Source organism: Olsenella uli (assembly GCF_016899935.1).
Taxonomy (GTDB): Bacteria; Actinomycetota; Coriobacteriia; order Coriobacteriales; family Atopobiaceae; genus Thermophilibacter; species Thermophilibacter uli_B.
In genome coordinates, this window is the sequence record NZ_JACJJK010000002.1 from 37,090 (window position 1) to 49,097 (window position 12,008).

The window sequence follows — 12,008 nt, forward strand, 5'->3', positions numbered from 1 at the left end:
ATCAGACGCCGTTCCGAGGGCGCTTCCCCCTAGGATACCCCTTCGCCCGGACCGATTTTCCCGGCTTGAGGAACAGGCGGCCGAAGAGGGTGCCGAGCAGGGCGGACGCGAGCGAGCCCAGAAGGATCGCGCACTTGGCCGCGATCGCGTTGGCGGGATCGGCGAAGGCGAGGCCGGTGATGAGGATCGACATCGTGAAGCCCACGCCGCCCATGAGGCCGACGGTGACCACCTGCGGCCAGTCCATGCCGCGCGGCAGGCGTGCGAAGCCCAGGCGCACGAGCAGCGCCGTCATGCCGATGATGCCCGCCGGCTTGCCCACGACGGCGCCGAGGAAGACCCCGTGCGCGACGGGGCTCGTGAGCACGGAGGGCAGGCTGGCGCCCACGAGGTGCAGCTCGGCGTTCACGAAGGCAAAGAGCGGCAGCACGCAGAAGTTCACTGCGACCGAGACGTAGCGCTCCATGCGCTGCAGCGGCGGCGTCACGTGGTGCATGACGCGCTCGACGCGCCAGGCGCCCTCGGTGAAGTCGTGCTGGCCGAGGACGTGATGGGCGTCGTCGTAGGTGTCGTCGAGGTCCCGGGCGCGCTCGCCGAGCCAGCCGCCCAGCTCGGAGAGGCGAACGTCGGAGCGGCTCGGCAGCGCGAAGGCAAGGATCACGCCCGCGAGCGTGGCGTGGACGCCTGAGTTGAACATGCACGCCCACAGCACAAGGCCAACGGCCACGTAGGGGCCCACGGAGTAGACGCGCGCCCGGTTGAGCGCCGCGAGCACCGCCACGAGCGCGAGCGACGCCGCGCACCACGCGAGGTCGGGCGTCTGACCGTAGAAGAGCGCGATCACCACGATGGCGAGGATGTCGTCGGCGATGGCGAGCGTCTGGAAGAAGACCTTGGTCTCGGGCGAGACGCGCCGCCCGAGCAGGGACACCACGCCGAGCGCGAAGGCGATGTCGGTGGCGATGGGCACGGCCCAGCCCTGCGGCTCTCCGCCGGACGCCACGTTGACGGCAAGGTAGATCAGGGCCGGCACCGCCACGCCGCCCACCGCCGCGAGCATGGGCAGGGCCGCCTGGCGCGGGCGCCGGAGCTGCCCCACCGTCATCTCGTACTTGAGCTCGATGCCCACGAGCAGGAAGAAGACCGCCATCAGGAAGTCGTTCACGAACTGCTCGACCGTGAGCGAGACCGAGAGGCGGCCCGCGCCCACGGAGAGCGGCAGCGCGAGGACGTGCTCCACACCCTCGTAGAGCGGGGAGTTGGCCACCAGGAGGGCGAGAAGGGCCGCGCCCACCATGACCGCGGCGGCCACCGTGCCGTTGCCGGTCACCCGGGCGAGGGAGCCGCGCCGCTCCAGGCGCCGCACGACCGCAGGCTCGTCGAAGATGGCCCCGGGCCGCGTCATCGTCGCTCGCCCCCGGCGTCGAGCAGGAGCGTCTGCTCGACGTAGACCCGCGTGGCGAGCGACGCCACGGCGGCCTCGATCAGGCGGGCGAGCTCGGGGTCGAGGCTCTTCTCGCCGTGCGGCTCCCCGATGCCGGGGTCGAACGCCCCCTCCTCCGACGCGGGCGAGAAACACGCGGCGAGCGAGCGCTCGAGCAGGCCGCAGGTCTCGTCGTAGAGCCAGGCGAGGTCGACCCCCGAGGCGTAGATGCGCTCCATGAGCTGCTTCACCTGCGCGATGGAGAACACCCGCTTGAACGCGCAGACAAAGAGCAGGGAGGCCAGGTGGCGCCTCGTGTAGCGCTTCTTGCGCGGCGCAGGGATGACGCCCTGCTTGACGTAGTTGTTGACCATCGAGCCGGTCACCGTCGCGTCGCCGGGGACCCGCATGAACTCGAGCTCCTGCGTCACGAGGGTGAGCACCTGGTCGAGGTAGAGCTCGATGCGCGGCATCTCGCCGATGCGGGTGATGTGGAGCGCGCGCATGCGCTCCGCGAGCGCCCGGCGTGCCTCGACGTCGACGTGCGGGAGCGCGACGATCTTGTCCTTCTCGCCCATGTGCCCCTCCTGTGCAGTTACCGAAAAGCAGACAATCTAGTATTGAATACCATGTTTGGGGGCGGTACGCTCCCATCATAGCGAACGTCAGCCTCGACACGCTTTGGGGGGACCATGAACGACCAGCGCATCGCCGTCATCACCGACTCGGGCACGGACACGCCCGCAGACTTCGTCAGGGAGCACGACGTGCGCGTCATCCCGCTGCGCATCAACTACTCGGACGGCTCCAGCTACGAGAACGGCGTGGACATCACGACCGAGGACGTGGTGCGGCGCTTTGAGGAGGAGATTCCCACCACATCGCTTCCCTCCCCGATGAAGATCCAGGACACCCTCGAGCAGGCCCGGCGCGACGGCTATGCGGGCGCCGTGGTGGTGACCATCTCCTCCGGGCTCTCCGCCACGCACGAGACGGTGAGCATGGTCGCGCGGCAGATGGACGACTTCCCCGTCGTGGTGGTGGACACCAAAAGCATCGGCGTGGCGGCGGGCATGGTCGTCATGGAGGCGGTGCGCCAGGTGGAGGCCGGGATGCCGCTCGAGCGGCTCGGCAGCGTGCTCACGGCCGTGAGCGAGCGCGTGCGCGTGTACTTCTCGGTGCAGAAGCTGGACTTCCTGCGCAAGGGCGGGCGCATCAGCGAGGCCGTCTACCGCGTGGGCTCCGTGCTCAACATCAAGCCGGTCCTCACCTGCGACGAGGCCGAGGGCAAGTACGTGATCGAGAAGAAGCCGCGCGGCTGGCAGAAGGCGCTGAGGACGCAGATCGACCTCGTCGCCGAGCAGGCGGCGCGCTGGCGACAGGTGCGGCTGGCCGTCTGTACCTACGACCCGGCGCTGCGCGGGGAGCTCGAGGCGCGCCTGCGCGAGCGCGTGGACAACGCCGTCGAGCTCATCAGCTGCGGCATCTCCGCCGACCTACTCGTGCACACGGGCCCCACGCTCGTGGGCATGGCGGTCATGGGCATGTGACGAGCTCGCGGGGCGGAGGGGCGAGAAGGTCCGGCGCTCGGACAGCTTGCCGAGAAGGGCGCTCGGCAAGAACTCGCGGCGGACCTTCTCGCCCCTCCGGCGGCGTTCGTCGCTGCGGGCCATGGAACCGAAGGTAATTACAGCGCGGCGACCAGGTGGGCGACGATTTTCGCGCAGTGGTGGGCGGCGGCCTGCTCGAACTGGGCGTAGGTGACGGTCTGGCCCTCGGTGCCGGGCTTGTCCGAGATGGCGCGCACCACGACGAAGGGAACGCCGTTGAGCGTTGCCACCTGGGCGATCGCAGCACCCTCCATCTCGCAGCAGAGCGCGCCGAAGGTGTCCACGATGCGCTCGCGGTCCGCCTCGGCGGAGATGAACTGGTCGCCGGAGGCCACGCGGCCGGGCACGGCGCGCACCTCGGGCGCCACCTGCGCGGCGACCTCCAGCGCGGCCGCACGCATCCGCGCATCGGCGACGAACTCCACGCGGTCGCGGCCGGGAATGAGGCCGGGCGCGTAGCCGAGCGGCGCCACGGTGAAGTCGTGCTGCACGCAGTCCGTGGCCACCACGAGGTCGCCCACGTCGAGCGCCTCCGGGTCGAGCGAGCCGGCGATGCCGGTGTTGATCAGGTGCGTCACGCCAAAGCGGTCCACGAGCGCCTGGGCGCAGACGCCGGCGTTAACCTTGCCGATGCCGCACTTGACCACGACCACGCCCTTCTCGCCCAGGCGTCCCTCGTAGAAGTCCATGCCCAGGGCCGAGGTGACCTCCTGGTCGAGCAGGCGCTCGCGCAGCAGCTCCACCTCAACGTCCATGGCCCCGATGATGCCGATCTTCATGTGATCCCCCTAGCCCTCCGGATAGACGAGGTGCGCCTCGTCGATGTGCTCGAGCGTGTTCGTGAGGTAGCGGCGCGCCCACCACTGCGCAGCCGCGAGGTCCGCGTCGTGCCAGTTGCCGCACTCCTCCGGGCGCGCACCGGGGATCTCACCCGTGAAGTCACGGACGAACTCGAAGGTCGCGCGCACGAGCGGCGCCACCTCGGCGGAGGTGTGCTCGCCAAAGAGGATGAGGTAGAAGCCCGTGCGGCAGCCCATCGGCCCGAAGTAGACCACGCGGTCGCGCCAGGCGGGGTCGTTGCGCAGGTAGGTGGCGCCCAGGTGCTCGATCGCGTGCACGGCAGCCGTGTCCATCACGGGCTCGCGGTTGGGCGCGGTGAGGCGCAGGTCAAACGTGGTGACCACGGCACCCGTGGCCGCGTCGGCGTCCACGCGGCTCACGTAGACCCCGGGCTCGAGCACGAGGTGGTTGACGGTGAAGCTGGCGATCTTGTCCATGAGGCTCCCTGCGACGCGGTTCTTCTCGCCCCCAGTGTAGCCCACGGACCGCGCTCCCCCGCCTCGCGCAAAAGTTTGGGACAAACTGAGCGCAGCCCCGTGTTCCAGGTAGACCACGACGACGAGAGGAACGGGATGCCCAGACGCGTGACGAGAGACGACGCGTTCCTGCGGGAGGCGATGCGCGGGCACGGGGCGAGCGTGCTCAGGCTGGCGCTCGCGCAGACCGGCTCGCGCGCCGACGCCGAGGACGTCTACCAGGACGTCTTTGTGGCGCTGGCCTGCAGCGACACGGACTTCGCCGACTCCGACCACCTGCGCGCGTGGCTGCTGCGCGCCACGCTCAACCGCTGCCGGGACCTCACGCGCTCGTGGTGGCGGCGGCACGCGCAGTCGTTCGACGCGCTGGGGATCGAGGTGGCGCAGGGCGAGAAGGACGAGGCGCCCTGGACCGACGCCCAGATCTGGAAGGCCGTGCAGCGGCTCCCCGAGCGCTACCGGGCGGTCATCCACCTGCGCTACGTGGAGCAGCTGCCCGCGGACGCCATCGCGGCCGCGTGCGGCATCTCGGAGTCGGCGGTGCGCACGCGCCTCTCGCGTGCGATGGGGAAGCTGAGGGTCTACCTGGGAGGTACGTCATGAGCGAGAAGAACCACGTGGAGAAGCGTCTGAGCCGGTTCCTTGGGGGGGTGCGCCCGAGCGCCGGGCTTGACGATGCCGTGCTCGATCGCGTGCACGAGCTGCGGGCGCGGGAGGCGGAGCCGGAGCGCCGCGTTCTTGTCACCCGTCGCGCCGCGCTCGTCGGGGCCGCAGGGTGCGCCGTCACGGCCGGGCTCGCGCTGGGGCTGCCGGCGCTCCTGCGGCCGGAGGACGGAGTCGCCGAGAGCGCCTTTGGCCTGGTCATCGCCCAGGCGGCCGAGACGGGCGAGGCCGTCGCCGTGGAGGCCACGCCCGACGGCCTCATGCCGCAGGACGGCACGTACGGAAGCTGCCTCGTGCTCTCGCTCAACCTCAGCGCGAGCGGCGACGGCCTCGCGTCCGTGACGTACCGCGTGACGAACAGCCCTGTGGAAAAGGTCGACCGGCCGAGCGTGCACGAGCCGATCTACGAGTATCCCGTCGTCTCGCTCTCCACCGAGGAGGGCGGCGTTGACTCGTTCACCGTCGACTGCGCCCCCGACGCGGACAACGGCGCCGCCTACCTCACAATCGACAACGAGGATGCCTACTGGGCGGCGGACGAGACGCTCACGCTGCTCAAGGCGTGGCTGGAGCTCCAGACGTCGTGGGCCCCCGACAACAGCGAGTACGACCAGCGCGAGGGCGAGACGGACGAGCAGCACCTCCGGCGCGTCGAGGAGCTTGACGCACGGGCGAAGGCGGACCGCCAGGCGTTGCAACCCCAGATCGAGGCCGCGCACGAGGCCTACCTCGAGAGCTTCCGCGCGCACGCCGCCACGACGGAGGGCTTCGTCGCGTGGGAGCGCTCGCTCTACCTGAACTCCTTCATCTGCGCGGAGGACGCCTTCGAGCAGGCGCGGCTGGAGGCGGTCGCGACCTTCTCGGGCGGCGGCGCGCAGACGCGGGGCTACCGCATCACCCTGGTGGACGGCTACGAGCAGGTGGTCTCCGAGCGCTTCGACGCGCTGCTCGCCATCGACGACGACTTCTCGCAGTGCCTGGAGGAGGAGCTTCCCTGGCACGAGTACCCCACGCCGACCGCCGAGCAGATCGCCGCGGACCCGCGCCTCTCGGAGCCGATCTTTCAGATCGAGGACGTGACGGAGGGGTAGACAGGGCGCGCGGCTCCAGGAATTGCCGACCATGTCCCGGTGCGCCCTAAGAATTGCGGACCTTGTTCCAACGCATTCTAGGAAAACCCGCCCTTGCTCCAAGGAGCTCTAGAAATCTGCGTCCTTGTTCCACGGGAAGGCTGTACGCGACACAAAACCCCTGGATTCCCGATGCACCCTGGGAACAAGGGCCGGACTTTCTAGAAGCCGCCGGGACAAGGGCCCGATTTTCTAGACCACCCCGGGACAACCCCCGCGATTCCTAGACGCGCCGCGCCCGCTACAGCGCGCTCGCGAGCCAGGGACGCCCCGAGAGCGCACGCGCCAGGCGGTCCTGCGCGGCCGAGAAGACCACGTCGGGCAGCACGTGCAGGCGAATCTCCCCCTGCGTGCCATATGCCGTGAAGGCCGAGAAGACCACGTCGGTCTCGAACGCGGGGTCGAGAAGATCGGCGAGCTCGCGCGCCGCCACGAGGCAGCACTCGTCCGCCACGGCGTTGAGGTCGGCCCCGGGCACCACCGCGATCGGCACGCCGCAGTAGCCGGCGCTCCAGCCCGTGATACGCGTGAGCGCGGTCTTGGAGAGCACCGAGTTGGGGATGACCTCCTCCGCGCCGCCGCGCATGCGCACCGTGGTGGAGCGCCAGGTGACGTCGGTCACCTCGCCGGTGACGCCCCCGACCGTGATGTAGTCGCCGGGCTGCACGGACTTGCTCACCATAAGGCTGATGCCGCTTATGATGTTGGAGATCGTGTCCTGCATGCCGAGCGAGACGGCGAGCGAGACCACGCCGAGGGCAGCGACAAAGCCGGCGGGGTCCACGCCAAAGACCGGCTGCAGCACGCTCAGCAGCGCGCACGCCCAGATGAGCCCGCGCACGATATTGATGAAGATCGAGGCGCTCGGCAGGTTGGAGGCGTCGAGCGCGCGGTGCATGAGACGCACCACGACGCGCTGAATCACGAGCGCGATGACGACCGCCACGACGAGCGTCGCGCCCCGGTCGAGCCACCCGCCCAGGTCAACGCCGATGAGATGCTCCATCGTCCCTTCCTCCGTTCGCTACGCGTCTCGTCCGAGACAATACTCGCTCAGTATCCTCACGCGGGGCGCCATGTCCTCGATCAGGTCCTCGGCGACGTAGGGCGTCGACTCCAGCACGTCCCCGAACGCACCCTCCGCCGCACCGCGAACGCCCCCGACCAGCCCCTCGACGAGCGGGCTCGCCAGACGTCTGAGCGCCGCATCCCTGATCCCCAGGTCGGCGGCGAGCACACGGAAGCTGGCGGGCGTCACCTCGTCGATCGTCCGCGCGTCGCCGACGCGCATGGCGAGACGCCTTGGGTGCTTGGGGAAGCAGGTCGTGCTCACGATGTCATACGCGGGCGCAAGGGAGACCAGCGCCCCTCCGCCGCGATCCGGGCCGTCGTGAAGCATCGAGAAGTTCTTGAGGTGGGCATCGCAGTTTCCCACGAGATAGTTGAGGCACACCGTCTGGGCCAGGCGCGCCACGTCGCCTGCGGGTCGTGTGCCGCGCCTCCTCAGGAGCTCCGCCATCACACGGATGCTACCGCCACCGAGCTCGGCATACTTGGAGCCCCCGGTGACCCCCAGCGCCTGGGCCATGTCCTCCTGATGGACCCGGGAGATCGCCATGCCCCCGGCCGTGCGCGACACCAGCCGGTCGAACCTCTCGACGGCCAGCACGGGATTCCCAAATCCCAGAAGCCGCACGTCGACGACATCCAGCCCGCAGCGACGCGCGGAGGACATGCAGAGAAACTCTATCTCCGGCAGGTCGCGCAGATGACTCGCCTTGAGGATGTGCGTACTCGCGGACAGGCCGACGGGGCGAAGCCAGCGCCCGCCCCCCGTCGCCTCGCCGTCCCACGCGAGCGCCGTCTTTAACTGGGTGCCCGCCAGCGAGAGACGCGTCACGACGTTCTCGCGCGCCACGCTCGGGTCGTCGAGGAACATCCCGCGCAGCGCGCCCTCGTCGAGCGTCTCGTATTCCCCGACGTCCAGCGGAAGCTCAGGCGGGCGATCGAGCACCAGCACGTCGCCGACGCACTCCCTTCCGCAGGCGACCAGCATGCCGACCCAGTCCTCCTCGGCAAGGCCGAGCTCCGCAGCCAGGGCGGCCCGCGCGCGACCCTCGGCGAGAAGCCCCTCGAAGTAGGGGCGAAGCTCTGTCCCGTCGAACCTCCCCTCCCTCAGGGGGAGCGAGAGGGACAGTGGGGTGGCCCCGGGCTTTGCCAGGTAGCCGGCATCATACGAGAAGGACTCACCGGACTCGCCAAGCGTTCCCACGAGGACGGGGATTGCCCGGTCGAGCCGATAGACGAGATGGGCCGGCATCTCAGCCCCTCGGCTCGACAAGGACGTCGACTCCCAGCATGGTCAGGACCTGCAGGACCTTGCCGACCTCCGCCGACCCCTTGCCGTTCTCGAGCTGCGACAGAAACGTGACGCCGACGTCCGCAAGACCGGCGAGCTCCGCCTGCGTCATGCCCTGGCGTCGACGCTCCGCGCGGATGACCTCGCCCAGGTCCGCAGAGCTTCTCACCTGGCTCATACCCGCTCCTTTATGCGTCCGCATAAAAACGTGTCATGACCATCCTAATTTATGCGTTCGCATAAATCAACCGAGATGGAGGCGCTGTTTATGCGTTCGCATAAATCGCGGGGGGCAAGCCGGACAGGGCAGCCTCTCGCGTCACCCCTCGATCTTGACGATGGGCGCAAAACCCTTGAGGAGCTTCTTCGTCGTGCCCGTGCGGGTGAAGCGAACCTCGATCGTGTCGCCCGAGGCCGCGACGACCACGCCCGGGCCGAAGGTCTTGTGCGAGACCTTGTCGCCGGGGGCAAAGGTCGCAGCCGCGCGCGCGGCGTCCGGCTTAGGACCGGCCGGGGCGCTCGGACGCGCCGCCCCGCCGCCCGTGGAGCGCGTGCGCGACCCAAAGACGTGCCCGCCGTAGACCTCCGAGCCGCGCCCGCTGCCGAAGGTGCCGTGGCGGTCGCCGCGCTTCTCCCAGCCCACGCCGGCAAAGCCGGACGAGCCCACACCCACGCGCTCCACGTCGGCCTCGGGGATCTCCCGCAGGAAGCGGCTCGGCGCGTTGGCGGCCACGGACCCAAAGGTGCGCCGCGTAGTGGCGTGCGTGAGGTAGAGCCGCTTGCGGGCGCGCGTGATAGCCACGTAGGCCAGGCGGCGCTCCTCCTCCACGCTCGCCTCGTCGCTCTCGTAGGAGGCGTGCGGGAAGATGCCCTCCTCCATGCCGGCCACGAACACAACCGGGAACTCCAGGCCCTTCGCCGAGTGGATCGTCATCATCGTGACCGCATGCGTCTGGCCGGCCAGAGAGTCCAGGTCAGAGCGCAGCGCCAGCCACTCGATGAGCGCCGGCAGCTTCTCCGACGCGACGGGCGGCCTAAGAGGGGCAGGCTCCGGGGCGACGTCCCCAGAGGGCGACTCGCCTTGGCGAGCGAGCGAAGCGAGCGCGGAGCCCGTCGGGGACGCCGCCCCGGGCCCTTCCGCGTCGAGCGCCCCCGCCGCGCGCAGCTGCGCCAGGCTCTCGAGCGTCTCCACCGCGTCGTGCGTCTCGTCGAACTCGGCGGCGACGCCCATGAACTCCTTGATGTTCTCGATGCGGCCGTCGGCCTCCACGGAGTGCTCGGCCTCGAGCGCCCGCACGAGACCGGAGCGGTCCACGATGGCCTCGACCACGTCCGCGAGCTCGCCGGTGAAGTGGCGCGCCGCCTCGATCGTGCCGGTGAACTCCGCCAGCGCCGAGCGCACCTTCGCCCCGAGCAGCCCCTCCTCGGCGATTGCCATCTCGCAGGCGCTGAAGAACGAGATGCGCTCGTCGGCCGCCAGCTCGCGGATCTTGTTGATCGAGGTGGTGCCGATGCCGCGGCGCGGCGTGTTGACCACGCGCAGCGCCGCCACGTCATCGTCTGGGTTCACGACGAGCTTGAGGTAGGCCATGACGTCGCGGACCTCGGCACGGTCGAAGAAGCGCGTGCCGCCCACGATCTTGTACGGCACGCCCGCGCGCAGGAACATGTCCTCAAGGATGCGCGACTGCGCGTTGGTGCGGTAGAAGACGGCCATGTCGTCGTAGCTCGTACCGCCGTCATGGAGCTTCTCGATCTCCGAGCCGATCCAGCGACCCTCGTCACGCTCGTCGGACGCCTGGAACACGCGGATCTTCTCGCCGTCGCCCGCGTCCGTGAACAGGCGCTTGGGCTTGCGGCGCGCGTTGTTGGCCACCACGGCGTTGGCTGCGGCCAGGATGTGGCCCGTCGAGCGGTAGTTCTGCTCCAGGCGCACCACGTGGGCATCCGGGTAGTCCTTCTCGAAGTCCAGGATGTTCTGGATGTCCGCGCCGCGCCAGCTGTAGATGGACTGGTCGTCGTCGCCCACGACCATGAGGTTGCGGTGGCGCGCGGCCAGAAGGTTGGTGATCGCGTACTGGACGTGGTTGGTGTCCTGGTACTCGTCCACGCTGATCTGGCGGAAGCGGTCCTGGTAGCGCTCCAGCACCTCGGGGCGCTTGGAGAGCAGCTCGAAGGTCTTGACCAGCAGGTCGTCGAAGTCCATCGCGTTGGCGCGCGCGAGGCGGCGGTCCAGCTCGCGGTAGACGCGCGCGGCGGCGCGGTCCGCCGGATTGGAGGAGCTCGCCAGCTCGTCCGGGCCCACGAGCGCGTTCTTGGCAGCGGAGATCTTGGCGCGCACGGAGTTCATCGGGAACTGCTTCTGGTCCAGGTCCAGATCCGCCATGATGGTCTTGACCAGGCGGCGCGAGTCATCGTCGTCGTAGATCGTGAAGTTGGGCCGGTAGCCCACCAGTTCCGGGTCCTCGCGCAGCATCCGCACGCACATGGCATGGAACGTGCAGACCCACATGCCGCGCGTGCCGTACGGGAGCAGGGCCTCCAGGCGCTCGCGCATCTCGGCCGCAGCCTTGTTGGTGAACGTGATGGCCAGGACCTGCCAGGGGCGCACGCCCTCGTCCGCGATCATGTGCGCGATGCGGTACGTGAGCACGCGCGTCTTGCCCGAGCCCGCGCCCGCGAGCACCAGAAGCGGACCGCGCGTGCACTCCACGGCCTCGCGCTGGGCGGGGTTCAGGCCCTCCAGGTCGATGGCGGGCGCCGAGGCCGGGATGGGCGTCGGCGAAAAGAGGGTCTGCTGGTTCTGGGTCATGAAGCCCCCACGTTCTTCTCGGTGACTGCGTGCCCTACGAGTGTAGCGGCATGACCGGACGGCAATTGCCGGGATCTGGCTACCCGACAAATGCTGACAAAGGTGTCAGGGCAGTTTGTCATGTTTTTCATAACAAACTGCCCTGACACCTTTGTCAGCATCCGGCAGGTCGGCTACTTGCGCTTCTTGACGCCGCCGAAGATGTCGTCCTTGTCGTAGGTGAGGCTGTAGGCAATCTCGAGGCCGCGCAGCAGCTCGCGGGCATCGTGCTCCCCCATCTTGCTCAGCGTGGCGGCAAGGCTCGAGACCCCATCGGAGCTGTCCTCGTTGGCATGGCAGCGGCCCTCGTCGGTGCAGTAGACGAGCACGCGGCGCCGGTCCTCCTTGTCCTGCTCGCGGACCACGTAGCCCTTCTCCTCGAGCGAGTCGATGATGCGGGTCATGCGCGGCCGCGTGTACCCGAGCGTCTTGGCGAGCTCGGAGGGCGTCATCGCCTCGTCCTGGCGCGAGATGTACTCGAGCACCGGGTCCTCGCCCATCGACATGCCGTACGCCGTCCCGATGGAGCCCTTGGCGACCCCCCGGGAGTACATGATGAGCTTCTTTGCGGCGTCCTCGTAATCCATCTGCTTGCAGCGGGCCCTTTCATCGAAACGCGGCGGAGCGGACGCGTCAAGCACGTCCTCTGACTGGTT

Annotated in this window: 12 protein-coding genes; 3 read left to right on the plus strand and 9 right to left on the minus strand. The window is 69.2% G+C overall.

The genetic code is table 11. From position 1 onward, the window contains the following. Position 1 precedes the first annotated feature (1 nt). Together nhaA and H6A07_RS01975 are read right to left on the minus strand one after the other, a co-directional pair. Positions 2–1,405, minus strand: coding sequence for a Na+/H+ antiporter NhaA (gene nhaA, locus H6A07_RS01970; RefSeq protein ID WP_204812882.1), 1,404 nt, complete (start codon positions 1,403–1,405; stop codon positions 2–4). After that, complete coding sequence (locus tag H6A07_RS01975) at positions 1,402–2,001, minus strand: DUF1836 domain-containing protein (protein WP_204812883.1); 600 nt, start codon at positions 1,999–2,001, stop codon at positions 1,402–1,404. Before H6A07_RS01975 ends, nhaA begins: the two co-directional genes overlap by 4 nt. Before the next feature lie 114 nt (positions 2,002–2,115). On the opposite strand from H6A07_RS01975, the gene H6A07_RS01980 reads away from it, so the two are divergent. Next, complete coding sequence (locus tag H6A07_RS01980) at positions 2,116–2,973, plus strand: DegV family protein (RefSeq protein WP_204812884.1); 858 nt, start codon at positions 2,116–2,118, stop codon at positions 2,971–2,973. 137 nt (positions 2,974–3,110) lie between these two features. Here H6A07_RS01980 and H6A07_RS01985 read toward each other — a convergent pair whose 3' ends face one another. Together H6A07_RS01985 and H6A07_RS01990 are read right to left on the minus strand one after the other, a co-directional pair. Then, the gene (locus H6A07_RS01985; protein WP_204812885.1) at positions 3,111–3,812 is read right to left on the minus strand and encodes a 5'-methylthioadenosine/adenosylhomocysteine nucleosidase; all 702 of its coding nucleotides are present in this window, start codon (positions 3,810–3,812) and stop codon (positions 3,111–3,113) included. A 9-nt stretch (positions 3,813–3,821) separates the two neighbouring features. Next, positions 3,822–4,310, minus strand: a complete 489-nt coding sequence (locus H6A07_RS01990; protein WP_204813355.1) for an S-ribosylhomocysteine lyase — start codon at positions 4,308–4,310, stop codon at positions 3,822–3,824. Between the two features lie 135 nt (positions 4,311–4,445). On the opposite strand from H6A07_RS01990, the gene H6A07_RS01995 reads away from it, so the two are divergent. Further along, the gene (locus tag H6A07_RS01995; RefSeq protein WP_204812886.1) at positions 4,446–4,952 is read left to right on the plus strand and encodes an RNA polymerase sigma factor; all 507 of its coding nucleotides are present in this window, start codon (positions 4,446–4,448) and stop codon (positions 4,950–4,952) included. Next, entirely contained in the window at positions 4,949–6,103 is a 1,155-nt protein-coding gene (locus H6A07_RS02000; RefSeq protein ID WP_204812887.1) for a hypothetical protein, read from the plus strand. The genes H6A07_RS01995 and H6A07_RS02000 overlap by 4 nt, the downstream gene beginning before the upstream one ends. 280 nt (positions 6,104–6,383) lie before the next feature. Here the strand turns inward: H6A07_RS02000 and H6A07_RS02005 are convergent, their stop codons facing one another. The 5 genes from H6A07_RS02005 to H6A07_RS02025 all read right to left on the minus strand — a co-directional run bounded on the left by H6A07_RS02005 (position 6,384) and on the right by H6A07_RS02025 (position 11,939). Beyond that, the gene (locus tag H6A07_RS02005; RefSeq protein WP_204812889.1) at positions 6,384–7,148 is read right to left on the minus strand and encodes a mechanosensitive ion channel family protein; all 765 of its coding nucleotides are present in this window, start codon (positions 7,146–7,148) and stop codon (positions 6,384–6,386) included. Between the two features lie 18 nt (positions 7,149–7,166). Next, positions 7,167–8,462, minus strand: coding sequence for a HipA domain-containing protein (locus H6A07_RS02010; protein ID WP_204812892.1), 1,296 nt, complete (start codon positions 8,460–8,462; stop codon positions 7,167–7,169). Position 8,463: 1 nt separating this feature from the next. Then, a complete protein-coding gene (locus H6A07_RS02015) occupies positions 8,464–8,679 on the minus strand; it encodes a helix-turn-helix domain-containing protein (protein WP_204812894.1) in 216 nt (71 codons plus the stop codon). Positions 8,680–8,820: 141 nt separating this feature from the next. Continuing rightward, on the minus strand, positions 8,821–11,313 hold the full coding sequence (locus H6A07_RS02020; protein WP_204812896.1) for an ATP-dependent helicase: 2,493 nt from the start codon (positions 11,311–11,313) through the stop codon (positions 8,821–8,823). A 173-nt stretch (positions 11,314–11,486) separates the two neighbouring features. After that, complete coding sequence (locus H6A07_RS02025; protein WP_204812898.1) at positions 11,487–11,939, minus strand: MarR family winged helix-turn-helix transcriptional regulator; 453 nt, start codon at positions 11,937–11,939, stop codon at positions 11,487–11,489. Positions 11,940–12,008 lie beyond the last annotated feature (69 nt).

What these genes read in the sequence shown, in the direction of transcription:
- H6A07_RS02020 (WP_204812896.1), bottom strand. Translation starts at nt 11,313, where the DNA reads ATGACCCAGAACCAGCAGACCCTCTTTTCGCCGACGCCCATCCCGGCC.
- H6A07_RS01995 (WP_204812886.1), top strand. Translation starts at nt 4,446, where the DNA reads ATGCCCAGACGCGTGACGAGAGACGACGCGTTCCTGCGGGAGGCGATG.
- H6A07_RS01980 (WP_204812884.1), top strand. Translation starts at nt 2,116, where the DNA reads ATGAACGACCAGCGCATCGCCGTCATCACCGACTCGGGCACGGACACG.
- H6A07_RS02025 (WP_204812898.1), bottom strand. Translation starts at nt 11,939, where the DNA reads ATGGATTACGAGGACGCCGCAAAGAAGCTCATCATGTACTCCCGGGGG.
- H6A07_RS01985 (WP_204812885.1), bottom strand. Translation starts at nt 3,812, where the DNA reads ATGAAGATCGGCATCATCGGGGCCATGGACGTTGAGGTGGAGCTGCTG.
- H6A07_RS01975 (WP_204812883.1), bottom strand. Translation starts at nt 2,001, where the DNA reads ATGGGCGAGAAGGACAAGATCGTCGCGCTCCCGCACGTCGACGTCGAG.
- nhaA (WP_204812882.1), bottom strand. Translation starts at nt 1,405, where the DNA reads ATGACGCGGCCCGGGGCCATCTTCGACGAGCCTGCGGTCGTGCGGCGC.
- H6A07_RS01990 (WP_204813355.1), bottom strand. Translation starts at nt 4,310, where the DNA reads ATGGACAAGATCGCCAGCTTCACCGTCAACCACCTCGTGCTCGAGCCC.
- H6A07_RS02005 (WP_204812889.1), bottom strand. Translation starts at nt 7,148, where the DNA reads ATGGAGCATCTCATCGGCGTTGACCTGGGCGGGTGGCTCGACCGGGGC.
- H6A07_RS02010 (WP_204812892.1), bottom strand. Translation starts at nt 8,462, where the DNA reads ATGCCGGCCCATCTCGTCTATCGGCTCGACCGGGCAATCCCCGTCCTC.
- H6A07_RS02000 (WP_204812887.1), top strand. Translation starts at nt 4,949, where the DNA reads ATGAGCGAGAAGAACCACGTGGAGAAGCGTCTGAGCCGGTTCCTTGGG.
- H6A07_RS02015 (WP_204812894.1), bottom strand. Translation starts at nt 8,679, where the DNA reads ATGAGCCAGGTGAGAAGCTCTGCGGACCTGGGCGAGGTCATCCGCGCG.